Below are 24,224 nucleotides of genomic sequence, written 5' to 3'. Positions count from 1 at the left end.
CTTGGATTGGGGTGGATCGTAGTGTTTGAGGACGCCGGTTAGGACGCGTGGGCGGCCAGGACGCCGGTGTTGGGGGCCCATTCCGTCGTGCGGATGCCGGCGATAACTCCGGCTTCAGCAAACGGGTCCTGCTTAAGGATTTCATTGAGCCCGGCTTCGTCTGCGGACTTGAAGATGAGCAGCGCGCCGGCTCCGTCTCCATAGGGGCCGCTGGCAAGCAACTTGCCTTCCTCGGCCAGTTCGCCGAGCCAGGCACGGTGTGCTGGGCGGGCTTCGTCGCGGAGGGCGCCGGAATCGGCGACGTATACGTACTCAACAGCGAAAACAGTCATGGAGCTAGCCTATCCCGCCTGCTCCGCCCAAAATGTTCATGGGTCTGCCGAAAACGTCCCCCGATCAGCCAAAGATGTTCACGGGCTTCACGATGTCCGCGTAGATCAGGAGGGCGCCCATGGCCATGAGCAGTGCGGCGACCACGTAGGTGACCGGCAACAGTTTCGCGATGTCGAACGATCCCGGGTCCGGTTTGCCCCGCAACCTGGCCAGCTGGCGTCGTGCTCCTTCGTACAGTGCACCAGCCACATGGCCGCCATCCAGGGGAAGCAGCGGGATGAGGTTGAAGATGGCCAACGCAAAGTTGAGGCCTGCAAGCAGACCGATCAGGGTCCCGACGCGGGCCTGCATCGGCACCTGTTCCATGGCTGCCACTTCGCCCGCAACCCGCCCGACGCCCACCACGCTGATGGGACCGTTCGGGTCCCGGGGCTCCTCGCTGAAGGCTGCTTTCGCCACGCCGGCCACCCTGGCGGGCAGGTTGAAGATCACACCGGAAATCTGTTTGATGTTCTCCCCTGCCATGGGCAGAACAGCCGACGCCGGTTGGGGAACCAACGCACTTTGGGCACCGATTCCCAGGAAGCCAACCTCCTGGTACTTCAATACTCCGCTGGCGTCCTGTTCCTGACGGCCATCAGGGCCTACAACGGGACGGGAGGAGAGCACCGGCGTCACTGTTGCGGAGACCTCTGCTCCGTTCCTCGTCACCGTGATGGGGACATCCTTGCCGGCTGAGGCACGGATCCAGCTGGTCAATTCGTCCCAACTGGTGACCGGCTTTCCGTCGAAGGAAGTGATGGTGTCGTTGGGCTGGAGGCCAGCCGCTGCTGCTGGCGTGAGCTTGCAGTCCGCCGAGTCAGGATCGACGCTTTCCCCGGCCGCCACCTGGCACTTGGACACGTCCGCGATGGTGGTGGTCGCCTGGGCCGTACCGAAGCCCATGAGCAGGACAGCCAGAAGGATGAGCCCGATGATCATGTTCATGGCGGGGCCACCGAGCATGATGATGATCTTTTTCCAGACGGGGAGCTTGTAGAACACCCGGTTTTCGTCCCCGGGCCCCACTTCCTCGTGCGCCATGGAACGCGCCTCAGTGGCGAGTGTCTGGAACATTCCCGTACTGGAGGGGCGTACTGCGCCATCGTCCTTGTTCGGCGGATACATGCCGATCATCGACACGTAGCCACCCAGAGGGAGAGCCTTGAAACCGTACTCGGTCTCGCCCTTCTTCTTGGACCAAAGGGTGGGTCCAAAACCGATCATGTACTTGGTGACGCGCACTTTGAAGAGCTTGGCAGGCACCAAGTGGCCTACTTCATGCAGCGCGATGGAGACGGCTACGCCGATAGCGACGAAGACGACTCCGAGAATGAAGAGAAGGACGGGACTCATGCCGGGGGGACTGCTTCCGTAAGGGTTTGTGAGCTACTGGGCGCTGCTGGCTAAACGATCAAGGGTACGGGCGCGTGCCCACTTCTCAGCATCCAGCACAGACTCCACCGTTAGCTCAGAGGAACCTGAATGTTCGCTGAGGACGGACTCAACGGTATCCACGATGTCCGTGAAGCGGATGCGCCCGGCATGGAACGCCTGGACGGCTTCCTCGTTGGCGGCGTTGAACACGGCAGGGAAGGTACTCCCCTGTTTGGCTGCGTCCTTGGCGAGGTCCACGGCCGGGAAGGCCACGGTATCCAGGGGCTCGAATGTCCAACTGGTGGCCTGGGTCCAGTCGCATGCCTGGGCTGCGCGGGGGACGCGATCGGGCCAACCCAGCCCAAGGGCGATGGGAAGCCGCATATCCGGTGGCGAGGCTTGGGCAATGATGGATCCGTCCACGAACTGGACCATGGAATGGACTACCGACTGGGGGTGGACCACGACGTCGATCCTGTCCAGGGGAACATCGAACAGCAGGTGCGCCTCAATAACCTCCAGGCCCTTGTTCACCAGGCTGGCTGAGTTGGTGGTGACCATGAGGCCCATGTCCCAGGTGGGGTGGGCGAGCGCCTCCCTGGGCGTGACGTCATGCAGCTGTTCGCGCGTGCGGCCCCGGAACGGCCCCCCTGAGGCAGTCAGGATCAGCTTTTCGACTTCCTGCTCAGTGCCGGAACGAAGGCATTGGGCAATGGCGGAATGCTCGGAATCGACGGGAACGATCTGACCGGGGCGGGCGGCCGCTTTCACCATGGCACCACCAACGATCAGGGACTCCTTGTTGGCGAGGGCCAGCGTGGCTCCAGTGCCGAGCGCGGCCAGCGTTGGCGCCAGGCCGATGGACCCTGTGATTCCGTTGAGGACGACATCACATTCGATGGCCGCGATCTGCGTGGATGCGTCGGGTCCGACGAAAATCTCCGGCGCGAAATCCCGCACCCCCGCTGCTGAGGCTGCGGCGTCAATCAGTTGCCGCAGGGTGGCTGGATCTCCCTGCGCGATACCCACGGCTTGCGCCCGCGTGTGGACGGCCTGCTGCGCCATGAGCTGGAGGTTCCCTCCACCGGCGCTCAGCGCCACCACCTCGAAACGATGCGGAGCGGCATCAACGACCTCAATCGCTTGCGTGCCGATGGAACCGGTGGACCCGAGGATGACGATCTTGCGCGGCTGCATTGCTTAAGTATCCCAGCCAGTAAAGAGCGCCGCGAACGGAGGAGGGCGTCAGGGGAAAACCCGGACTGCTTGACCACCGACCTGCCGCGCGTACGGTGGAATCGTGGAATGGCTGTCCTGGTTCGATGCGCGGGACTATGAATTGGCCCGGCAGGTGTTGCAGCGCGGAACAGCTGCGCTCTTTGCGGTTGCCTTCCTCTCAACGTTGAACCAGTTCCCGGCCCTCCTCGGCGAGCGGGGGCTGTTGCCCGTACCGGACTTCCTGGATCTGGCCCGTCGATTGGGACGGCCCACCCTCTTCCGGTGGCACTATTCCGATGCGCTCCTCAAGGCCGTCTGCTGGGCGGGTATCACCATCGCCGTCCTGCTGGTCGCAGGACTCCCCCAAACTGGCCCCCCATGGCTGCCCATGGTGGCATTCCTCGCCCTGTGGCTCCTCTACATGTCCATCGTCAACGTCGGCCAGACGTTCTATGGGTTCGGCTGGGAAATACTTCTCCTCGAAGCTGGATTCACGGTGGCGTTCCTCGGCTCGAACCAGACTCCGCCGCCTACGACCATCCTTATCCTGATCGCGTGGCTGGTGTTCCGGCTCGAATTCGGTGCGGGCATGATCAAGATCCGCGGTGGTCGCGAATGGCGCGACATGACGGCAATGTTTTATCACCACGAGACCCAGCCGATGCCCGGGCCGCTCAGCAGGCAAGCGCACCTCCTGCCCCGCCCGTTTCACAAAGCGGAAGTGGTGGGCAACCATTTCGCGCAGCTGGTGGTTCCGTTTTTCCTGTTCGCTCCGCAGCCCCTGGCCAGCATTGCCGCGGGGATCATCATCGTGACCCAGCTGTGGCTGGTGGCGACCGGAAACTTCGCATGGCTGAACTGGGTGGCCATCGTCCTGGCTTTCGCGGCCGTCAGCGACCCCGTGGCGCATGCCGTTTTCCCGTTCATCCCGCTCGAGTGGCACGCAGGTGCCGAAACCCCGGTCTGGTGGCTCGCCGTCGTCGGCCTTGTCACCGTTCCATTGCTGGTGCTGAGCTACCGGCCGTTGCTCAACCTGTTCTCGCGCCAGCAGCTCATGAACGCCAGTTTCAACCGTTGGCGCCTGGTCAATGCCTACGGAGCCTTCGGGACGGTGACGAAGCAGCGGATCGAGATCGTGGTGGAGGGGACGCTGGTCGAGGATCCTGACGCTCCGGATGACCGCTGGCTGGAATATGGATTCAAGGGCAAGCCCGGCAACGTCCGGCGACTCCCCCGGCAATGGGCGCCGTACCACCTCCGGCTGGATTGGCTCATGTGGTTCCTGCCTCTCCGGACGGTCCACGAGGACTGGTTCTACGCTTTTCTGGACAGGCTGCTGGAGGCCGACCAGCCAACGCTTCGGCTGCTTCGCCAGGACCCGTTCGACGGCGAACGCCCGCGTTGGGTGCGTGCGCGCAGCTACCTTTACCGTTTCGCGAGCCGCGCGGAGTTCCGCGAAACAGGCGACCGGTGGGTGCGGGTGTTCCTGTATGACGCCATTCCGCCGGTGTCACTTAATCCTCGACGGCGGCGACTCCCCTGACGCTCGACGCCCGTGGTGGAGCTGTGGACTCGCGGACAACGAGGTGCGTGGCCAGTTCCACTCTTCGCGAGTCTATTTCTTCGCCATTTTTTTGGCGCAGGATGAAGCGCAGCGCAGAACGACCCATCTCCTGCAGCGGCTGCGACACGGACGTGAGCGGCGGCACGGATTCCTCAGCCTGGTGGGTACCGTCGAAACCCACCAGGCTCATTTCCTCGGGAATTCGAACATCCTGCCGCCGCGCTTCTGCGAGGACCCCCAACGCGATGCTGTCGCTGCCGGCAAAGATCGCCGTAGGAGGATCGTCGAGTGCCAGCAAGGCTTTCATGGCGCGCACACCGTTTTCCGGTTTGAAAGGACCCGAGGAAATGTACTCGTCGTCCACGGCGACTCCTTCTGCCATCAAGGCGGCCATGTAACCGTGCAAGCGGGCTTGGCTGCACTCCGCGGTGGAGGGGCCGCCTATATAGGCGATTCTCCGATGCCCCAACTCCAGCAGGTGGGATGCGGCGGCCTTGGCGCCGGCCCAATTGCTGGCGCCAACACTGAAGACGTCGGCGGGCGGCGGATTCAGTGGATCAACCACCACGATGGGAATCTGGCGACGCTTGAACGCCTCCAATTGGGCGGATCCGAACGCAGACGTCACCACGATCATGCCGGCACGGCCTTCGTCGATCATGCGCTGTGCCCGTTCCTCAGGTCCGAGCGGCGACGCTGCCTGTCGCCCGGTGATGGAGAGGATGACTTCCATTTCGGACACTGCCGCGTGCTCCATCACCCCGTTGAGGACTTCCACCCCGTAGGCCGAATTCAAGGAATCAAAGACAACTTCCACCGCACGGTGCTCCGGGATGCTCTTGCGCTGGAGCGGCGATTTGTAGCCAGTGCGCTGCAGTGCTGCCAGGACCCTGGCCCGGGTGGCTTCTGCCACGTCCTCGCGGCCATTGACCACTTTGGAAACGGTGGGCGCCGAGACACCCACCTCTGCGGCAACCGCGGCCAGAGTGAGCTTGGACGGGCGGAGATGACGTTCCACAACGCTCCTGCTTTCGAAATATTTCGGACGAGACCAGTGTGCTTGATGCGAAGCAGGTTCGTCAACGAAAGTTCAAAATCCTTGAAATTAGCCCATATTGGGTCTTGACGGTGATGCGGCTCACGGCTAAATTTGGTGGGCACTTCCGAAAGGACCTTCGAAATATTTCGAAAAATCAACATGTTTGGATGATCGCAGTCGATCTCCTCATCGCGAAGTGTGGCTTTTTACACGAACAACCGGGCCATCAGCGTCGAGCCCGAAGGACGAATGGAAACTGCACATGAAAAACCTTAAGTTGCGTACCGCCGGAATGGCCGTTTCTGCAGCCGCACTCTCGATCGCGCTCGCAGCCTGTGGGTCCTCCGGCCCGGCCGGAACGGGAGCCTCGGCGGATTCTGCAACCATGTGGGGACTTACAGGCGGCGACCAGCCCGTGTTCCAAGCATCCATAGACTCCTGGAACAAGGCGCACCCGGACTCTGCCATCAAGCTCGACTTCTTCGCCAACGATGCCTATAAGACCAAGGTCCGCACCGCCGTCGGCGCGGGCCAGGGGCCCACCCTCGTCTACGGCTGGGGTGGCGGCGTCCTCAAGTCCTACGTCGACGCCGGCCAGGTGGATGACTTGACGGGATTCCTCAAGGAGAACCCCGATGTCCAGAGCCGCTACCTTCCGTCCATTCTTGAAAGCGGCGTCATCGACGGAAAGACCTATGCACTGCCCAACAACAAAGTGCAGCCCGTCGTGCTCTATTACAACAAGGAAGTCTTCGACAAGATCGGCGCCGAAGCCCCCAAGACCTGGGATGAGCTCATGGCCCTGGTGCCCAAGTTCAAGGCGGCCGGCGTGGCACCTTTCTCCTTGGGCGGGCAGTCGAAATGGCCTGACCTGATGTGGCTCGAATACTTGGTGGACCGCATTGGCGGCCCTGAGGTCTTCGCCAATATCGCTGCCAACAAGCCGGACGCCTGGTCGGATCCCGCCGTGATCGAGGCCCTGACCAAAATCCAGGAACTGGTGGATGCCGGCGGTTTCATCAACGGTTTCTCCTCCATCGCCGCTGACAGCAACGCCGACCAGGCCCTGCTCTACACAGGCAAAGCCGCCATGATCCTGCAGGGCAGCTGGATCTACCAGGGCATGAAGAAGGACGCAGCCGACTTCGTCTCAAGCGGCAAGCTTGGTTACACACCGTTCCCCACCGTCGAGGGTGGCAAGGGTGATCCGGCGAACGTCGTAGGCAACCCGTCGAACTTCTGGTCTGTGTCTTCCAAAGCCACCGAGGAGCAGAAGAAGACAGCACTGGAGTACGTCAAGGACGGAATGTTCAATGATGAGAACGTCCAAGGCCTGATCGACTCCGGCGCCGTACCTGTGGTCACCGGCATCGAAGACAAGCTGGCAGCATCCCCGGACAAAGACTTCCTGACCTACGTCTATGGAATGGCCAAGGATGCTCCAGACTTCACGCTTTCCTGGGACCAGGCATTGACTCCGGCGCAGGGCGATGCGATGTTGGCAAACCTGGACCAGATCTTCCTCAAGAAGATCACCCCCGAACAATTCGCTTCCACCATGAACGCGACGATCGGGAAGTAATCCAGTGTCTTCAACCACGACGTCCCCGCAACGGGCATTGGGCGTTGAACACGCTCCAGGCACCCGACGGACCCTGGAAAAGGGTCCGTCGGGGTGGCTGGCCGTCCCCGCGCTCGCTTTCTTCATGCTTTTCGCCATCCTCCCGCTCTTGGGAGTTCTGTTCCTCAGCTTCACCCGGTGGGACGGACTTGGTGAGATCAAACTCGACGGCCTGTCGAGTTGGAACACGGTCCTGGCCGATCCCGTCACAGGCAACGCACTGTTGGTCACGGCAAAGATCATGTTCTTCTCGTTCATCGTCCAGGCCCCCATCAGCCTGCTGCTCGGCGTCTTCACCGCAGCCAGCCAGAAGTATCGCGCCGCGTTGGCCGTCCTCTACTTCGTGCCACTCCTCCTTTCCTCGGCTGCCGTGGCAATCGCTTTCAAGGCGCTGCTCGACCCGAACTTCGGGCTTGGCCCTGGCCTGGGACTGCCCTTCCTCGCGCAGGATTGGCTGGGAAACTCGGATCTGGTGCTCTTTGTGGTGGTCTTTGTCATCGCATGGCAGTTCGTGCCATTCCACACCCTGATCTACCAAGGCGGCGTACGGCAGATCCCTGCCTCGCTGTATGAAGCTGCACAGATTGACGGTGCCGGCCGTGTCCAGCAGTTCTTCAACATCACCCTCCCGCAGCTGAAGTACACCATGATCACCTCCTCCACCCTCATGGTGGTGGGTTCCCTGGCGTACTTCGACCTTGTCTTCGTGCTGACCGCCGGTGGGCCTGGCTACTCCACCAGGCTGCTTCCGCTCCACATGTACCTCACAGGTTTCAAGGCCAACGACATGGGAGCGGCGAGCGCCCTGGGCGTGATCCTGGTGGTCATCGGCCTGGCACTGGCACTGTTCCTGCAACGACTCGGCGGCAAGAACCGCAACGCCAGCCAATTGGAAGGTGCGTAATGGCTTCCACCACCCAACTCCCCACAGCCCCCTCCCCGCTTCCGGCGCCGGTGACCACCCGCCGTCGGCCCCAAAAACTTGGCCGCTCACGGCCAAACTTCCTGGGCGGCCTGGGCGGCTGGCTCTGGCTGGCGGTCATCATCGTGCCCGTCTACTACGTGGTGATCACCAGCCTCAAGAACCAGGCGGGGTTCTTCACGTCCAACCCGATGCTGCCACCGGCCGAGCCAACCCTGGACAACTACAAGCTTGTCCTGGAGAACGACTTTGCCAAGTACTTCACCAACAGCCTTATCGTCACCGTTGGCAGCGTGGTTCCTGCACTGTTCGTGGCGTTCATGGCCGCTTACGCCATTGTCCGCGGCAAGGGAAGGTTCCTCAGCTGGACCAACAATGTGTTCTTGCTCGGCTTGGCCATCCCCCTGCACGCAACGATCATCCCGATCTACTGGATGATCACTAAAGCCCACATGTATGACACCTTGTTGGCCTTGATCCTGCCGTCCATTGCGTTCGCAATCCCCGTATCTGTGCTCATCCTGTCCAACTTCATGCGGGACGTGCCCAACGAACTGTTCGAGTCGATGCGGCTGGACGGATGCTCGGACTGGGCCATGATGTGGCGCCTTGCACTGCCCATGACCAAGCCCGCTGTCATCACGGTCGGCATCTACAACGCACTGCATGTGTGGAACGGATTCCTGTTCCCGCTGATTCTTACGCAAAGCCCGGACACCCGGGTTCTGCCCCTTTCGCTGTGGACCTTCCAAGGTGAGTTCAGCGTCAATATCCCTGCCGTGCTCGCATCCGTTGTCCTGGCAACACTGCCCCTGCTGGTGATTTACATTGTGGCCCGTCGGCAGCTGCTCAGCGGCCTGACCGCCGGCTTCAGCAAGTAGAAAGGAATACTCATGACCACACCGAAACCACTGCGCGTGGGCATGGTGGGCTACGCATTCATGGGTGCCGCGCACTCCCACGCCTGGCGCACGGCGCCGCGGTTCTTTGACCTTCCGCTCGCCCCGGAACTTGCCGCCGTGGCGGGCCGAAACCCCGAGGGTGTACGGGCAGCAGCCAGGAAGTACGGCTGGGACTCTGTCGAAACCGACTGGCGTCGCTTGATGGAACGCGACGACATCGACCTCATCGACATCTGTACTCCCGGCAACACCCACGCCGAGATCGCCATTGCCGCCCTTGAAGCCGGTAAGCACGTCCTCTGCGAAAAACCCCTGGCCAATTCCGTGGAAGAGGCGGAGAAGATGACCGCCGTGGCCGAGGCTGCCGCCGAGCGGGGTGTGCTGTCCATGTGCGGCTTCAGCTACCGACGGACACCTGCGCTGGCCCTTGCCAAGCGCATGGTGGACGACGGCCGTTTGGGCGGGCTTCGCCACGTCCGCGCACAGTACCTGCAGGACTGGCTCAGCGACGCCGATGCCCCGCTGACCTGGCGGTTGGACAAGTCCAAGTCCGGGTCCGGCTCACTTGGTGACATCGGCGCGCACAGCATCGACGCCGCCCAATGGATCACAGGGCTCAACATCACCGGCGTCTCCGCGCTCCTGGAAACCTTCGTGAAAGAGCGTCCGGTGGGCGGCGACTTTGTGGGGTTGGGTGGCCACGGTGGTACGGACGGCCCGCGCGGTCCAGTGACCGTGGATGACGCAGCACTGTTCACGGCCCGTTTTGAGGCCCGGCACGACGACGGCGCTGACGCCGGCTCAGGCGGCTCCGGTCATGGGGCTCCTGCCGGCCCGATCGGTATTTTCGAAGCCACCCGATTTGCCCTGGGACGCAAGAACGCCATGCGCCTGGAACTGAACGGCACCAAAGGGTCCATCGCTTTCGACTTCGAAGACATGAACTCCCTCCAGTTCTACGACTCCGCATTGGAACCGGACGCCGGTTTCCGGAAGATCATGGTCACTGAACCGTCCCACCCCTACACCGCAAACTGGTGGCCCACCGGGCACGGTCTCGGCTATGAGCACGGCTTCACGCATCAGGTAGTGGATCTCGTGAATGCCATTGGCGCAGGCGAGCAGCCATCGCCGTCGTTTGCTGATGCGCTACAGGTGCAGAAGGTACTGGCAGCAGTCGAGGCGAGCGCGGATAACTCAAGCCGCTGGCAGAACGTCTGAAAGGAAGATCATGACCCGACCCATTACCCTCTTCACCGGTCAGTGGGCTGACCTGCCCTTTGAGGAAGTGGCGCGGCTGGCCGGCGAGTGGGGCTTTGACGGCTTGGAGATTGCCTGTTGGGGCGATCACCTGGATCCGCAGCGCATTGTGGAGGACGACGCCTACTTGCAGGGCAAGCTGGACGTTTTGGAAAAGCACCAGCTGAGCGTCCACGCGATCGCCAACCACCTCACCGGACAAGCGGTGTGCGACGACCCCATCGATGAGCGGCACAGGGATATCCTTGCTCCGGCAGTGTGGGGCGATGGTGAACCGGAAGGCGTGAGGCAGCGGGCCGCCGAAGCCATGAAGACCACAGCCCGGGCAGCTGCGAGGCTTGGGGTCAAGACCGTCACGGGATTCACCGGCTCTTCCATCTGGAAATGCGTTGCGATGTTCCCACCTGCCTCGGACGCCATGATCGAGCGCGGGTACCAGGACTTTGCCGACCGCTGGAATCCCATCATGGACGTATTCGACGAAGCAGGGGTCCGTTTCGCCCTCGAAGTCCACCCGTCGGAAATTGCCTATGACTACTGGACGGCCAAGCGCACGCTGGACGCGATCGGGCACAGGGAAGGCTTCGGCCTGAACTTCGATCCCTCCCATTTCATCTGGCAGGACCTGGACCCGGTGATGTTCCTGCAGGACTTTGCGGACAAGATCTTCCACGTCCATGTAAAGGAATCCGTCCGGCAGCTCAATGGCCGGAACGGCCGTCTTGGATCCCACCTGCCGTGGGCAGATCCCCGCCGCGGTTGGGATTTCGTCACGGCCGGCCACGGCGACGTGAACTGGGAGCCGATCTTTCGCACGCTGAACGCCATTGGTTATGAAGGACCCACCAGCATTGAGTGGGAGGACGCTGGCATGGACCGGCTGGTCGGCGCTCCCCAGGCATTGGACATGGTCCGCAAACTGGCCGCCATCCGCCCCCCGGCTGCCGCTTTCGATGCCGCTTTTGCGACGCGCTGAACGCAACAAACCCTGACTCCAACAAACGCCCCGAAACGAAGGAAACCATGACAAGCAACAACAAGACAGCGCTGGTGGTTCGCGGCGGCTGGGACGGACACCAGCCGGTGGAAGCCACCGAACTGTTCCTCCCCTACCTGAAGGACAACGGCTACGACGTTCGAGTGGAGGAATCCCCCAAGCTCTACGCCGATTCCGACTACATGGCCGGCGTGGACCTGATCGTGCAGTGCATGACCATGTCCACCATCGAGAAGGACGAGTTCGAGGGGCTCCGCACCGCCGTCGAAAATGGCACAGGCTTGGCTGGCTGGCACGGTGGCATCGCCGATTCCTACCGCAACAACTCCGACTACCTGCACCTGATCGGTGGACAGTTTGCCTGCCACCCGGGTAAGCACGCTGACGAACGGATCGGCGAGCAGCCAGACAATTACGTGCCCTACACGGTGAACATGCTCCCCCATGCGGCCGCGCATCCCATCACCGAGGGCATCAGTGATTTCGACCTCGTCACGGAGCAGTACTGGGTCCTCAGCGACGACTACATCGATGTCCTTGCGACCACCACCCAGAAGGTCCGTGAATGGGACCCATGGAACCGCGAAGTCACCTCACCTGCCATCTGGACCCGCCAGTGGGGCAAGGGGAAGATCTTCGTCTGCACTCCCGGGCACCGCGTGGAAATACTCCAGGACAGCAACGTCCGCACCATCATCGAAAGGGGCATGCTGTGGGCAACCCGCTAGGCATCGAAGAGCCACTGAGGGTAGGGATCATTGGCTGTGGTGCCATCATCGCCCAGTACCTGACCAACTTCCGCCGGCTGGATTCCATCAACCTCGTAGCGGTGGCGGACCTGGATCCGGCGCGGGCACAGGCGGTGGCCGACTCGTACGACGGCGTTCGGGCCCTGACTGTGGACGAACTGCTGGCCGCAGAAGACGTAGACCTTGTCCTGAACCTGACCATCCCTGCAGCCCACGCGGACATCGCGCTCAAGGCCATCGCAGCCGGTAAGTCGGTCTACGGCGAGAAGCCGCTCGCTGCCACCACAGCGGAGGCGCAGGAGGTCCTCGACGCGGCCTCAGCTGCCGGAGTAGTGGTGGGATGCGCCCCGGACACGGTGCTGGGAACCGGCATCCAAACGGCCCGCAAAGCGATCGACGACGGCCTGATCGGCGCTCCCATTTCGGCTACGGCCACCATGGCCACTCCAGGCCACGAGCGCTGGCACCCGAACCCCGACTTCTACTACCAGCCCGGCGGCGGACCGCTCCTGGACATGGGCCCGTATTATGTTTCGGCTCTGGTCACCCTGCTCGGACCCGTAGCGTCAGTGATGGGCGCGGCGAGCCACACGCGCAGCGAACGCACCATCGGTTCCGGCCCGCGGGAGGGCCAAAAAGTCCCGGTGGGCATCGACTCCCATGTCACCGGTGTCCTGGTGCACGCGTCCGGAGCCCTTTCCACGCTGTTCATGAGCTTCGACGCGGTGAAGACGAAGAGTCCCAACATTGAGATCCACGGTGAGACGGGTTCTCTCATCGTGCCGGACCCCAACCATTTCGACGGCGACGTGCAGCATTTCGCGCTGGGCGCCGACAACTGGGAGACCCTCCCTGTTTCGGCTGGCTACGTGGACTCGGGCCGCGGCTTTGGCATTGCCGACCTGGCGGCCACACCCGCAGGACAGGAACCCCGCGCCGGTGGCCGGCTGGCGTTCCATGCGCTGGAGGTCATGGAATCGGTGCTGGAATCAGCCCGGAGCGGGCAGGCGGTGGCCATCAAGAGCACGGCCGAACGGCCCGCCACTGTTGAGCTGACGGAACTCGCGGAACACTCGACGGCGGTTCGCGCCTAGCGCTCAGGCCGCTCCAACGAATCCGGCCCCTGTTTGCTCATCCCACCGTTCTACGGTGTGTGGGGCGAACAAGGGCCGGATTGGTCGTTAGCGCCGTGCCCGGCGAAGTGTCGCTTCCGCGTGCTTGAGGATGGGGCCGTCGATCATTTTGCCCTTGAACTGGAACACTCCCGTGCCCGCGGCGGCCGCTGCGTCCAGAAGTTCGGTCGCTTGGGCTACGGCTTCGGGGGTAGGCGCGTAGGCTTCCCTGACCACGGCAACCTGGTTCGGGTGGATGCAGGCCTTCGCACCGAAGCCACTGGCCACCGCATCCCGGGACTCCACGCCCAGGCCTTCAAGGTCCGGGATGTTCACATACACGGAGTCGATGGCTTCCTTGCCCGCGGCCTTCGCGGCGAGCAGTACAGCGGAACGCGAGTGCAGTGCGACAGCCCGGTACCCGCCGTCGTCGTTCCGGCTGGAGAGCCCGCCCAGGGAAGCCAGCAGGTCTTCGGCACCCCACATGAGTCCCACGACGTTGGGTTCGGCGGCGATCGAGGCAGCATTAACGATGCCGGCCGCCGTCTCGCAGAGCGCGATGACCTGATAACCCGCCAATGACCTGAGCTGCTCTGCGCTCTCCGCCTTGGCCAGCATGACGGTTCGGTACTGCGTGTTCGCCAAGGCCTGGAGATCCAGGTCGAACTCCGGTGTTCCCACGGGGTTTACCCGAATAATGGTGCGGCTTGGCTCCAGTCCACCACTGCCGGGCTGCTCGAGGATCGCCTCCCGGGCCGCCGGCTTGTCTGCGGGAGCGACGGCGTCTTCCAGGTCCAGGATGACGGCGTCAGACCGGTCAGCTGCCTTTCCGAAGCGCTCCGGCCTGTCCGCGGGGCAGAACAGGAGAGCTGGACCCATGGTGAACGGCAAAGCCGCTGTGGTGGAGGACAAGTCGGGAGAAGGCATGCGGATTCCTTGCTGGTGAAGTGCTGACACGAACAGAAACTAGGACTGCGCGGCGTGCGCTTCCTTGGTCCACATCAAGCAGGTCCGGGTGGCCAACGCCACCACAGATCCGTCCTGGTTGCGGCCGGTGTGCTGCATGGTCACCACGCCCTGTCCTGGACGGGATGACGACAACCGTTTTTCGGTGATCACCGTTTCCGTGTACAGGGTATCCCCGTGATACAGCGGGTGCGGAAAGGTGACGTCGGTCAGCCCCAGCTGCGCGATGATGGTCCCTTGCGTCAGTTGGGCCACGGACTGCCCCACCATGGTGGACAGGGTGAACATCGAGTTCATGAGACGCTGCCCGAACGGCTGCCCGGCACTCCAGGCCGCGTCCAGGTGCAGCGCCTGGGTGTTCATGGTCATGGTGGTGAAGAGGACATTGTCCGACTCGGTGACGGTGCGTCCGGGCCTGTGCGCATAAATCACGCCCTCTTCAAGTTCATCGAAATACAACCCTCGCTGTTCCACCACCCGCGTCATACGGTGAGTTCCTGGTCTTCTTCGAACAGCTCGGCGCCGGTTGCTGCCACGACATCGTCGAGGGTGACATTGGGGGCCAGTTCACGGAGGACAAGGCGCGGGTCCCCTTCGTCCTTGACGACGTCGATCACTGCAAGGTCCGTGATGATACGGTCCACGCATCCCTTTCCCGTGAGCGGCAGGGAACAGTCCTGGACGATCTTCGGCCTGCCGTTGCGGTCCACATGTTCCATCATGACGATGACCTTCTTGGCACCGAACACCAGGTCCATGGCGCCACCCATGCCCTTCACCATCTTGCCGGGGATCATCCAGTTGGCCAGATCGCCGTTCGCGGCCACTTCCATAGCGCCGAGGACAGCAACGTCTACGTGCCCACCGCGGATCATGCCGAAGGACGACGCCGAGTCGAAGAACGCGGCGCCGGCATTGACCGTGACCGTTTCCTTGCCCGCATTGATGAGGTCCGGATCCACCTTGTCTTCCGCCGGATAAGGTCCAACGCCCAGGATGCCGTTCTCGGAGTGAAGAATGACCTCCACGCCGTCGGGGATGTAGTTGGGAATCAGGGTGGGCATGCCGATACCGAGGTTTACATACTGGCCATTGGTCAGTTCCTGGGCCACGCGGGCGGCCAGTTCGTTGCGGGTCCAGCCCTTTGATTCGTGATGTTCGACGTCGGCGCGACGGTATTCGTGCCGCACGGCTTCGGGGCGGGGCGGCAGGTCCTGGAGGCTGTTTGATTCCATGGCTAGGCTCCTGCCTGTTGGCTGCTTGCCGATCCGGATAACGCCACCGTGCGCTTCTCGATCCGCTTCTCGTTGGACGGTGCCACCACTACGCGCTGCACGAAAATGCCGGGTGTGTGGATGTGTTCCGGGTCCAGCTCACCGGGTTCCACGAGCTCCTCCACCTCGGCGATGGTGGTTTTGGCGGCCATGGCGCAGAGCGGGTTGAAGTTCATGGCCGTCGCGTGAAAGACAAGGTTCCCGTGGCGATCGCCTTTCCAGGCATGGACCAGCCCGAAGTCCGGCGTCAGGGACTCTTCAAGGACGTAGTCGGAATCATTGAAGGTGCGCACCTCCTTCGGAGACGAGGCGAGCGCAACGTTACCGTCGGCGTCGTACTTTTGCGGAAGGCCGCCGTCGGACACCTGGGTTCCCACACCCGCCTTGGTGTAAAAGGCCGGGATGCCCGCACCGCCGGCGCGCAGTTTCTCGGCCAAGGTGCCCTGCGGCGTGAGAACCACCTCCAACTCCCCCGCCAGATACTGCCGGGCAAACTCTTTGTTCTCGCCCACGTACGAGCTGATGGTCCGGCGGATGCGTCCGTCCCTGAGGAGGATCCCCAACCCCCAGTCATCCACGCCGCAGTTGTTGCTGACTGTCTCAAGATCGGTGGTGCCTTGGCCGTGGAGCGCGTCAATCAGCGAGACAGGGATACCGCACAAGCCAAAACCACCAACGGCCAGCGAAGCTCCGTCCGGGATGTCCTTCACCGCTTCAGCGGCGCTGGCAACAACCTTGTCAATCATCCTTGATCCTTCCCGTACGGTTACAGACCCAGCTCGCGGGCGATGAGCATCAACTGGACCTCGGTGGTGCCCTCCCCGATTTCAAGGATCTTGGAGTCGCGGTAATGCCGTGCCACCGTGAATTCGTTGATGAAGCCGTAGCCGCCGAACACCTGGGTGGCGTCCCGCGCGTTATCCATGGCTGCCTCGCCTGCGACCATCTTAGCGATGGCCGCTTCGGTCTTGAACGGCTTGCCGGCGAGCATCCTGGAAGCGGCGTCGTAGTACGCCAAACGGGCTGTGTGGGCCCTGGCCTGCATCCGTGCGATCTTGAACTGGATGGCCTGGTACTTGCCGATGTTCTGGCCAAAGGCGCTGCGTTCCTTGGCATACTTCACGGACAAATCCACGCATCCCTGGGCCGCACCGGTGGCCAGCGCAGCGATCGCGATGCGGCCTTCATCCAGGATGGACAGGAAGTTCGCGTAGCCCCGGCCGCGCTCGCCCAGCAGGTTCGCTTCAGGGACGCGGACGTTGTCCAGGGTGAGCGGGTGGGTGTCGGAGGCGTTCCACCCCACCTTGTTGTACGGCTTTTCCGCAGTGAACCCGGGCGTGTCCGTGGGCACCAGGATGGTGGAGATTTCCTTCTTGGTGCTGCCGTCAGCGTTTTCCTTCCGGCCCGTGACTGCCGTGACGGTGACCAGCGTGGTGATGTCAGTACCGGAGTTGGTGATGAACTCCTTGTTGCCGTTGATCACCCATTCGCCGTTTTCCAGGTGGGCGTTGGTCTTGGTGCCGCCGGCATCAGAACCGGCCTCGCGCTCGGTCAAACCGAAGCCAGCCAGCGAACGCCCGGACGCCAGCTGCGGCAGCCACTCTTCTTTTTGCGCGTCCGTCCCGAAGCGGTACACCGGCATGGCACCCAAGGAAACCCCGGCTTCCAGGGTGATGGCCACCGACTGGTCAACACGGCCCAGCTGTTCCAGTGCCAGGGCCAGCGCGAAGTAGTCTCCGCCCATGCCGCCGAACTCCTCTGGGAACGGCAGGCCGAACAGGCCCATCTCCCCCATCTGCTTCACCACTTCGTAGGGGAAGCTGTGCTCTTCGTCGTGCTTGGCGGAAACCGGAGCCACTACCTCGTCGGCGAACTCGCGGACGGAGTCGCTGAGGTCCTGGTATTCCTCATTAAGTTCGAAGGTGCTCATGGCTGGATTTCCTTGTCTGTGTTCTTGCCGGCCGTGTCTTCGGGGGCGGCTACGTGAATGGTGGCGAGTACCTGGTCTGCTTTGACCAGGTCCCCGGGTTTGCTGGTGAGGCGGACAGTGCCGGATACAGAGGCCAGAAGTTGGTGCTCCATCTTCATGGCCTCCACGGACAGGAGCGCCTGCCCTTCATCAACGGTGTCTCCGTCGGCCACGGATACCGACACCACGGTTCCAGGCATCGGCGAGCGCACTTCCGGATCCGCTTGCCCTTCTTCGCGCTGGATGCCGGCGAGCAAGCGGCGCAGGCGCTCCGTCCGGTCCAGGACTTCCAGCCGGCAGGACCAGCCATCGTTGCCCAGATGGACGGCGTCGCCGGCCACGCCCACCGCGAAGGTGGCGGGACCGTCGTCGAACTCAACCACAATGGTGTCCGCAGTGCGGTCCAATACCTTGACGCGTGCAGCGGCGCCGGCACCGTCGTCGACGGTGGCTGTCACGGTACCGTCCGCCTCGGTGATGGACACTGTGGCGAGTCCGCCGCCCGGGACGCCGAGTGTGATAGTCCACGCCCCGCGGCCACTGACGCGCCAGGAATCAGGCTTCCTCCACGCGTCACCCGCGAGCGCCGGGCCCGTGCGTTCAAGCCACAAAGTGAGGCCGGCGGCGATCAGTTCGCGGGGGCCGGCATGCCTGAATTCCATGGCCGGCAGCTTGCGCTCAATCAGCCCGGTGTCCAGGTGCCCTGCCCGGACGTCCGGATCGTTGATCAGCAGGCGCAGGTACTCGACATTCGTATCAACACCCAGCAGGGTGTACCGACCAAGGGCAGCGTCCAAGGTATCCAGCGCCGCTGCCCTGTCCACCCCCCACGAAATGACCTTGGCGAGCATGGGATCGTAGTCGCCCGTGATCTGCAGGTTGTCCCGCATGGCAGAGTCGATCCGCACATTGGCGTGGGTCCGCTGCTGACCGGACACGGTTGCATCGGCCGCGCCTTGCTCGGCGAGCGCCACGATGCGCCCCATCGATGGCATGAAATTCCGCTCGGGCACCTCTGCGTAGACCCGCGCCTCCACAGCGTGGCCGTCAAGCACGACGTCGGACTGCGCCACGGTGAGCACCTCACCGGCGGCGATCCTCACCTGCCAGGCAACGAGGTCGATGCCCGTGACCATCTCGGTGACCGGGTGCTCCACCTGCAGCCGGGTGTTCATCTCCATGAAAAAGAACTCGTCCGGGTGTTCATCAGATACCAGGAACTCGACGGTGCCCGCGCCGCTGTAGTTGACGGAGCGAGCGGCATTGCAGGCTGCCTCACCGATCCGTGCCCGCTGGGCGGCACCGTCCGGCAGTGATTCGAAGAGAGCGGATGGGGCTTCCTCAATGACCTTCTGGTGCCGGCGTTGGAGTGAGCACTCGCGCTCGCCGAGGTGGATGACATTGCCGTGGTTGTCGGCCAGGACCTGGACCTCGATGTGCCGGGGAGCGCGGATAAGCCGCTCCAGGAAAAGGGTGTCGTCTCCAAAAGCGGATGCAGCCACACGCCGTGCGGTGACCAGCGTGGAGGCCAGGTCTTCGGCCCGTTCCACCACATGCATGCCTTTGCCACCGCCACCTGCAGAGGGTTTGATCAGCAAGGGGAAGCCGACTTCGGGCGCCGCCGCGATCAATTCCTGGTCGGTGAGTCCGGGCTTGGCAATGCCGGGAACGCACGGGACGTCGTAGGCCATCACGTGGTTCTTGGAGCGGATTTTGTCTCCCATCACTTCAATGGCCCCAATACCGGGCCCGATGAAGGTGATGCCCGCGGCGTCCAGTGCTTTGGCAAACTCCACATTCTCGGAAAGGAAGCCGTATCCCGGGTGCACGGCCTCGGCCCCACTGCGGCGGCATGCATCGATGATGGCGTCGATCTTCAGGTAGCTCTCAGAGGGCGCCGTGCCACCAATCGCAACGGCGGTATCAGCGAGGGCCACGTGCCTGGCATCTTTGTCCGCGTCCGAGTACACCGCGACGGAGCGGATACCCATCTCCTTCAGGGTCCTGATGACCCGGCAGGCGATCTCACCGCGGTTGGCAACAAGGACGGCACTGAAGTTTCGGACTGCCGCCTGGGGAGGGGCTGTGGCTGTTGTTGGCAGGGTCATGGTCACATCCTGAAGAGGCCGAAGGAGGTCTCGGGCAGTTGTTGGCGGGAGACGATGTCCAGGGCCATGCCCAGGACCCGCCGGGTGTCGGCGGGGTCGATAATGCCGTCGTCCCAGAGCCGGGCCGTGGAGTAGTAGGGGCTCCCTTGGTCCTCGTACTGCTGCTTGATGGGAGCCTTGAAAGCTTCTTCGTCCTCGGCGGACCATTCCTGGCCAGCCGCCTCATACTGGTCCCTTTTGACGGTGGCCAGGACGCTGGAAGCTTGGTTTCCGCCCATGACCGAGATGCGGGCAGCCGGCCACATCCACAGGAAGCGCGGCGAGTACGCCCGGCCGCACATGGAGTAGTTGCCGGCACCGAACGATCCACCGATCACCACTGTCAGTTTGGGCACTCGCGCTGTGGCCACCGCGGTGACCATCTTGGCCCCGTTCTTGGCGATGCCGCCCTGCTCATAGTCCTTGCCCACCATGAACCCGGAGAGGTTCTGCAGGAAGATCAGCGGAATACCGCGCTGATCGCAGAGCTCAATGAAGTGCGCGCCTTTGAGCGAGGATTCGCTGAAGAGGACGCCGTTGTTGGCTACGATGCCCACAGGATGGCCATGCAGGTGCGCGAAGCCGGTCACCAGGGTGGTGCCGTAGTTCTTCTTGAACTCGTGGAATTCGGAGCCGTCCACCAGCCTGGCAATAACTTCGCGGACGTCGTATTGCGCGTTGACGTCCGTGGGAACTACACCGTAGATCTCTGAAGGGTCGACGACAGGCGGCAGGACGACGTCGGACACGTCCCAGGCCGGCTGGGCCGGCTTCGGCAACGTCGCGACGATGTCCCGGACGATTTCCAGCGCGTGTTGGTCGTTCTCGGCCAGATGGTCGGTGACACCGGAAATCCGGGAGTGAACGTCGCCGCCACCCAGTTCCTCGGCAGTGACGATCTCGCCAATGGCTGCTTTGACCAACGGCGGGCCACCCAGGAAGATGGTGCCCTGGTTCCTGACGATGACCGTCTCGTCGCTCATGGCCGGCACATAGGCGCCACCCGCGGTGCAGGAACCCATCACTGAAGCAATCTGCGGAATCTTGGCAGCAGACATCCTGGCCTGGTTGTAAAAGATCCGGCCGAAGTGTTCCTTATCCGGGAAAACCTCGTCCTGTTTGGGCAGGAACGCTCCCCCGGAATCCACCAGGTAGATGCAGGGAAGCTTGTTCTCCAGGGCGATTTCCTGCGCCCGGAGGTGCTTCTTCACCGTCATGGGATAGTAGGTGCCGCCCTTGACCGTAGCGTCATTGGAGATCACCAGGACGGGCCGACCATGGACCAAGCCAATGCCTGCAATCACACCGGCCCCTGGGGAATCGTCGTTGTACATGCCGTTCGCGGCCAAGGGTGCGATCTCGAGGAACGGGCTGCCGTCATCCAGCAGGTAATCGATGCGTTCCCTCGGAAGAAGCTTTCCGCGGGCGATATGCCGCTCCCTGGACTTTGCCGGGCCACCGAGGGCCGCCGTCGCCAGGCGCTCCTTCAGTTCCTCCACCAACGCCAGTTGTGCCGATTGGTTGGCATCAAAGGTGCCGCTGGCGGCTCCCGTCAGGCTGGCAATTGTCTCCATCGACCCCTGTTCCATTCCCGGCCACAGGCCATTTCGGTTAGTGCCACGTAACTGAAATTTAGGTTAGTCTTTATTAACTGTGATGTCCAGCACAGCGGAGCGCCCGCCGCGCCGGGACTGGCGCCTAGGAGGAGAACGTGACCGGAGGCCCGGAAACAAGCATTGATGGCAACCGCCCTGCCGCCACGCAGCGGGGGCAGGCCAAGGAGCTCCGACGCCTCGCTTTGTTGTCGGCTGCTGCAGCACTCTTTGCGGAGAATGGCTTCACCAGGGTGTCGCTCGAAGACCTCGGTGCTGCCGCGGGAGTCAGCGGTCCCGCCGTCTACCGTCACTTTCCCGGGAAGCAAGCGGTCCTGGGCGAACTTCTGCTCAGCGTCAGCCGCGACCTCCTGGACGGCGGATTGCGGGTGGTATCGGAATCGGACGATCCCCGGTCCGCGCTCAAGGGGCTCATCCAGTTCCAGGTCGATTTCGCCCTTAGCAATCCCGATGTCATCCGGGTCCAGGACCGGGACTTCGGAAGTCTCAGCGACGCAGACCAGGCAGAGGTCAGATCCCTCCAGCGCAGTTACGTCGAAACGTGGGTTGACGTCCTGGCCCGCATTCATACGGATGCAGATGTCCCCGGCCTCCGGGTCCGCGCACACGCCGCCTTTGGGTTGATCAACTCCACACCCCACTCCGTGCGCCACCACGGCAGGAAGATCGCAGTGAAGTCGGCCCGCCCGATCCTGGAACAGATGGCCTTGGCGGCTCTGACTTCAGAATAATTCCGGGGTTGTTCGGGAGGTTGGAGCGGTCATTCAACGTCCCGCTAAAAATGTCAGACCCCGATGAAAAGATTTATTCATGGAGAAACCGGCGGAGTGGACGGCATCGTGGGCGGAATCGTCCCCTGCTGTGGCTGCCCTGGCCAGGGTTCGTTCACAGCGCATTCTGAGCATGCCGGACTTGCTCAAGGCCGGGTTTAAGGATTCGACGGCGCCCATCACCGTGATCGGACAGTTCCATGGCTCTGGACTGGCCAAAAGTACTCGCCGGTTCTACGGCGACTGGCCACACAAAGACGCTGGGCGACTCAACGGTACTGGCCTATTCAAGGGTGCTGGCGGGTTCAACAGCCCAAAGCAGCTCAACGGCAAGGCCAAGTCAGCCCGGGCTTCAGAGTCCACCGACGCCAACCCCGCAGATACCGGGCACAACGGCGCCCCGAGGGTTGGCACGGCGGCAGACAACGCCGAATCGACGCCCGTCCCCCGGCGGGAAACCTGGACCGGCTCCAGCGAGGACTATGATCAGCCGATCCGACGTTTCGACACTCAGCGTCCTGGTCCCAAGGCATCTGGCGGGCTGAACCTGACAGAGCTTCTTAACGACAGCGCTGTACTTCTGGACTCCGCACGCTTGTCCGCCTCGGATGAGGCTTCTCTGTTGGGGTTTGTTGAGGCTGCTGATTTTGCCGGCCGGGTGGAGGAGATCTCCCGGTGTGTGGAGTACTTGCAGGTTGTTGCGGCGCAGGCGGTGGAACGGTCCCGGACGGAAGCTCAGCAAACGAAGCCGGGGTCCTCGGCTGCCGCTCCGGAATGGCGGACGGGCTGGAGTGAAGCACCGGAAGAGCCAACGAATGGAACCGACACGGGCGCAACGGTTCCGGGGGCAACAGTTCCGGGGGCGGCCAGTGTTTTGGATGATGGGTACCGGAACGCGGCCGAGTTCCTGCGGGCACGGTTGCGGATCGGCATTGGCGAGGCCCGGCGCAGGCTTGCCCTCGCCCCCGACATCCTCCCCCAGACGGGCATGACCGGACAGGAAATCCCGGCCCGCCGCGAAGTCCTCGCCGCAGCCCTCTCCTCAGCGCTGGTGCCGTCCCGGTCCGCGACCATCATCAGCACCGCCCTGGACAAAGTCCGGAACCTCACCGACCAGGACACCATCGCCCGGATGGAACACGCCCTCACCACCACCGCCATCGAAACCGACCCGGACTTCGTCACCAAAATGGCCAAACGCTGGGCCGACAGGATCGACCAAGACGGCCCCGAACCCACCGAAGAAACCCTCCGCCAATTCCAAGGCGCGTTCCTCCGCCGCCGACGCCGCCACGGACTCCACCACCTCGAAATCTTCGCCACCGACGAACAATACGAAACCCTCGCCACCGCCATGAACGCCGCCACCAACCCCCGCCTCACCACCCACCAGCACGAGGCGAACACCGTAACCGGGACTGCCAGCCCGGACCTGGACCGCCGCACCCGGCCCCAGAAACACCTCAACGGCCTCACCGGCGCCTGCAGCGTCGCGATGAGCACCGGGAAACTGCCCTCCAACGGCGGACTCCGACCCCAACTCACCGTCACCATCGACCACCGCGACCTCTTCGAACGAGTCCAAGACCACCAACAGCACAACCAGCACGAAAGCACCGGAACGGCACCGAAACAGCCCGGCACCAGGACACACACAGACACAGACACAGACACAGACACAGGCACAGGGACAGGGACAGGGACAGGAGCCGCAACGTTCACCGGCCCCGTCCACCCGGACACGGACACAACCCGGGACCCCCTCAGCACAGGAACAGCGACGTTCACCGGCCCGATCCACCCTGACACCATCCGCAAAATCGCCTGCGACGCCGACATCATCCCCGTCCTGCTCGGCAGCGACTCCCGGATCCTGGACATCGGCCGGACCACCCGGATCTTCCCACCCCACATCCGCAAAGCCATCACCGCCCGCGACGGCGGCTGCGCCTTCCCCGACTGCACCATCCCCGCCCCCTGGTGCGAAGCACACCACACCACCTACTGGTCCCACGGCGGCACCACCTCAACCAACAACGGCACCCTGCTCTGCAGCCACCACCACCACCTCATCCACAAAGAACAATGGCGCATCAACATGACCACAGGCGTCCCCTGGTTCATCCCCCCACCCCACATCGACCCAAACCAAACACCCCGACGCAACCACCACCACACACCCCACAGAACATAAACCCGCCCGACGAGGGTGGGGGGACTGTCTGAATAACGGTGTGTGGGGTCCAGACCTGACGCAGGGTGCGTCCGGTTCTGTGCTGCGAAGGTGAAAGTTGTGTCTGTGCTGTGCTGTGCAGGTGAAAGTTGTGCCAGGGCAAAAGAAGCTGCCCCGTG

21 protein-coding genes are annotated in these 24,224 nt (G+C 63.0%); 10 read left to right on the top strand and 11 right to left on the bottom strand.

Going from position 1 to position 24,224, the window contains the following annotated elements; translation table 11 throughout:
- Positions 1–38 precede the first annotated feature (38 nt).
- The 3 genes from N7568_RS17330 to dxr form a co-directional block, all read right to left on the bottom strand.
- On the bottom strand, positions 39–332 hold the full coding sequence (locus tag N7568_RS17330; protein ID WP_261611024.1) for a YciI family protein: 294 nt from the start codon (positions 330–332) through the stop codon (positions 39–41).
- A 64-nt stretch (positions 333–396) separates the two neighbouring features.
- A complete protein-coding gene (locus tag N7568_RS17325) occupies positions 397–1,728 on the bottom strand; it encodes a M50 family metallopeptidase (RefSeq protein WP_261611023.1) in 1,332 nt (443 codons plus the stop codon).
- 33 nt (positions 1,729–1,761) lie between these two features.
- Positions 1,762–2,946, bottom strand: a complete 1,185-nt coding sequence (dxr, locus tag N7568_RS17320; protein ID WP_261611022.1) for a 1-deoxy-D-xylulose-5-phosphate reductoisomerase — start codon at positions 2,944–2,946, stop codon at positions 1,762–1,764.
- Between the two features lie 103 nt (positions 2,947–3,049).
- Here dxr and N7568_RS17315 point away from each other — a divergent pair, with 103 nt between their 5' ends.
- Complete coding sequence (locus tag N7568_RS17315) at positions 3,050–4,510, top strand: lipase maturation factor family protein (RefSeq protein ID WP_261611021.1); 1,461 nt, start codon at positions 3,050–3,052, stop codon at positions 4,508–4,510.
- Here N7568_RS17315 and N7568_RS17310 read toward each other — a convergent pair.
- Positions 4,482–5,549 (bottom strand): LacI family DNA-binding transcriptional regulator, encoded by a 1,068-nt coding sequence (locus tag N7568_RS17310; protein WP_261611020.1) that lies wholly within the window; start codon positions 5,547–5,549, stop codon positions 4,482–4,484. The genes N7568_RS17315 and N7568_RS17310 overlap by 29 nt on opposite strands.
- Before the next feature lie 283 nt (positions 5,550–5,832).
- On the opposite strand from N7568_RS17310, the gene N7568_RS17305 reads away from it, so the two are divergent.
- From N7568_RS17305 to N7568_RS17275, 7 genes are read left to right on the top strand one after another with little or no spacing between them, the layout of a single operon-like run.
- On the top strand, positions 5,833–7,152 hold the full coding sequence (locus N7568_RS17305) for an extracellular solute-binding protein (RefSeq protein WP_261611019.1): 1,320 nt from the start codon (positions 5,833–5,835) through the stop codon (positions 7,150–7,152).
- 4 nt (positions 7,153–7,156) lie between these two features.
- Positions 7,157–8,095, top strand: a complete 939-nt coding sequence (locus N7568_RS17300; RefSeq protein WP_261611018.1) for a carbohydrate ABC transporter permease — start codon at positions 7,157–7,159, stop codon at positions 8,093–8,095.
- On the top strand, positions 8,095–8,994 hold the full coding sequence (locus N7568_RS17295; RefSeq protein WP_261611017.1) for a carbohydrate ABC transporter permease: 900 nt from the start codon (positions 8,095–8,097) through the stop codon (positions 8,992–8,994). Before N7568_RS17300 ends, N7568_RS17295 begins: the two co-directional genes overlap by 1 nt.
- A 12-nt stretch (positions 8,995–9,006) precedes the next feature.
- Complete coding sequence (locus tag N7568_RS17290) at positions 9,007–10,236, top strand: Gfo/Idh/MocA family protein (protein WP_261611016.1); 1,230 nt, start codon at positions 9,007–9,009, stop codon at positions 10,234–10,236.
- 10 nt (positions 10,237–10,246) lie between these two features.
- Positions 10,247–11,251, top strand: coding sequence for a sugar phosphate isomerase/epimerase family protein (locus N7568_RS17285; protein WP_261611015.1), 1,005 nt, complete (start codon positions 10,247–10,249; stop codon positions 11,249–11,251).
- 47 nt (positions 11,252–11,298) lie between these two features.
- Positions 11,299–12,000, top strand: a complete 702-nt coding sequence (locus N7568_RS17280; protein WP_261611014.1) for a ThuA domain-containing protein — start codon at positions 11,299–11,301, stop codon at positions 11,998–12,000.
- A 2-nt stretch (positions 12,001–12,002) separates the two neighbouring features.
- Positions 12,003–13,115, top strand: a complete 1,113-nt coding sequence (locus N7568_RS17275) for a Gfo/Idh/MocA family protein (RefSeq protein ID WP_261611117.1) — start codon at positions 12,003–12,005, stop codon at positions 13,113–13,115.
- Positions 13,116–13,202: 87 nt separating this feature from the next.
- Here N7568_RS17275 and N7568_RS17270 read toward each other — a convergent pair whose 3' ends face one another.
- From N7568_RS17270 to N7568_RS17240, 7 genes are read right to left on the bottom strand one after another with little or no spacing between them, the layout of a single operon-like run.
- Positions 13,203–14,060 (bottom strand): HpcH/HpaI aldolase/citrate lyase family protein, encoded by an 858-nt coding sequence (locus tag N7568_RS17270; protein WP_261611013.1) that lies wholly within the window; start codon positions 14,058–14,060, stop codon positions 13,203–13,205.
- 39 nt (positions 14,061–14,099) lie between these two features.
- On the bottom strand, positions 14,100–14,585 hold the full coding sequence (locus tag N7568_RS17265) for a MaoC family dehydratase (protein WP_261611012.1): 486 nt from the start codon (positions 14,583–14,585) through the stop codon (positions 14,100–14,102).
- Positions 14,582–15,334, bottom strand: coding sequence for a CoA transferase subunit B (locus N7568_RS17260; RefSeq protein WP_261611011.1), 753 nt, complete (start codon positions 15,332–15,334; stop codon positions 14,582–14,584). Before N7568_RS17260 ends, N7568_RS17265 begins: the two co-directional genes overlap by 4 nt.
- A gap of 2 nt (positions 15,335–15,336) precedes the next feature.
- Complete coding sequence (locus N7568_RS17255; protein ID WP_261611010.1) at positions 15,337–16,119, bottom strand: CoA transferase subunit A; 783 nt, start codon at positions 16,117–16,119, stop codon at positions 15,337–15,339.
- A 20-nt stretch (positions 16,120–16,139) separates the two neighbouring features.
- Positions 16,140–17,303, bottom strand: coding sequence for an acyl-CoA dehydrogenase family protein (locus N7568_RS17250; RefSeq protein ID WP_261611009.1), 1,164 nt, complete (start codon positions 17,301–17,303; stop codon positions 16,140–16,142).
- A complete protein-coding gene (locus N7568_RS17245; RefSeq protein WP_261611008.1) occupies positions 17,300–19,450 on the bottom strand; it encodes an acetyl/propionyl/methylcrotonyl-CoA carboxylase subunit alpha in 2,151 nt (716 codons plus the stop codon). The genes N7568_RS17250 and N7568_RS17245 overlap by 4 nt, the downstream gene beginning before the upstream one ends.
- 2 nt (positions 19,451–19,452) lie before the next feature.
- Positions 19,453–21,063 carry a carboxyl transferase domain-containing protein gene (locus N7568_RS17240; protein ID WP_261611007.1) on the bottom strand — a complete coding sequence of 537 codons (1,611 nt, stop codon included), beginning with the start codon at positions 21,061–21,063 and terminating at the stop codon, positions 19,453–19,455.
- 137 nt (positions 21,064–21,200) lie between these two features.
- On the opposite strand from N7568_RS17240, the gene N7568_RS17235 reads away from it, so the two are divergent.
- Positions 21,201–21,833, top strand: coding sequence for an SACE_7040 family transcriptional regulator (locus N7568_RS17235; RefSeq protein WP_261611006.1), 633 nt, complete (start codon positions 21,201–21,203; stop codon positions 21,831–21,833).
- 79 nt (positions 21,834–21,912) lie between these two features.
- Entirely contained in the window at positions 21,913–24,066 is a 2,154-nt protein-coding gene (locus tag N7568_RS17230) for an HNH endonuclease signature motif containing protein (RefSeq protein WP_261611005.1), read from the top strand.
- Positions 24,067–24,224: the final 158 nt, after the last annotated feature.

The sequence above is a fragment of the Paenarthrobacter aurescens genome (genome assembly GCF_025421775.1).
GTDB lineage: Bacteria > Actinomycetota > Actinomycetes > Actinomycetales > Micrococcaceae > Arthrobacter > Arthrobacter aurescens_B.
This window is presented reverse-complemented; position numbering and strand designations above follow the sequence as displayed.

Bases quoted from the DNA above. Each gene is read 5' to 3' on its own strand.
- N7568_RS17245 (WP_261611008.1), bottom strand. From the start codon at position 19,450: ATGACCCTGCCAACAACAGCCACAGCCCCTCCCCAGGCGGCAGTCCGA.
- N7568_RS17240 (WP_261611007.1), bottom strand. From the start codon at position 21,063: ATGGAGACAATTGCCAGCCTGACGGGAGCCGCCAGCGGCACCTTTGAT.
- N7568_RS17230 (WP_261611005.1), top strand. From the start codon at position 21,913: ATGGAGAAACCGGCGGAGTGGACGGCATCGTGGGCGGAATCGTCCCCT.
- N7568_RS17330 (WP_261611024.1), bottom strand. From the start codon at position 332: ATGACTGTTTTCGCTGTTGAGTACGTATACGTCGCCGATTCCGGCGCC.
- N7568_RS17265 (WP_261611012.1), bottom strand. From the start codon at position 14,585: ATGACGCGGGTGGTGGAACAGCGAGGGTTGTATTTCGATGAACTTGAA.
- N7568_RS17270 (WP_261611013.1), bottom strand. From the start codon at position 14,060: ATGCCTTCTCCCGACTTGTCCTCCACCACAGCGGCTTTGCCGTTCACC.
- N7568_RS17305 (WP_261611019.1), top strand. From the start codon at position 5,833: ATGAAAAACCTTAAGTTGCGTACCGCCGGAATGGCCGTTTCTGCAGCC.
- dxr (WP_261611022.1), bottom strand. From the start codon at position 2,946: ATGCAGCCGCGCAAGATCGTCATCCTCGGGTCCACCGGTTCCATCGGC.
- N7568_RS17325 (WP_261611023.1), bottom strand. From the start codon at position 1,728: ATGAGTCCCGTCCTTCTCTTCATTCTCGGAGTCGTCTTCGTCGCTATC.
- N7568_RS17295 (WP_261611017.1), top strand. From the start codon at position 8,095: ATGGCTTCCACCACCCAACTCCCCACAGCCCCCTCCCCGCTTCCGGCG.
- N7568_RS17285 (WP_261611015.1), top strand. From the start codon at position 10,247: ATGACCCGACCCATTACCCTCTTCACCGGTCAGTGGGCTGACCTGCCC.
- N7568_RS17280 (WP_261611014.1), top strand. From the start codon at position 11,299: ATGACAAGCAACAACAAGACAGCGCTGGTGGTTCGCGGCGGCTGGGAC.
- N7568_RS17260 (WP_261611011.1), bottom strand. From the start codon at position 15,334: ATGGAATCAAACAGCCTCCAGGACCTGCCGCCCCGCCCCGAAGCCGTG.
- N7568_RS17250 (WP_261611009.1), bottom strand. From the start codon at position 17,303: ATGAGCACCTTCGAACTTAATGAGGAATACCAGGACCTCAGCGACTCC.
- N7568_RS17290 (WP_261611016.1), top strand. From the start codon at position 9,007: ATGACCACACCGAAACCACTGCGCGTGGGCATGGTGGGCTACGCATTC.
- N7568_RS17255 (WP_261611010.1), bottom strand. From the start codon at position 16,119: ATGATTGACAAGGTTGTTGCCAGCGCCGCTGAAGCGGTGAAGGACATC.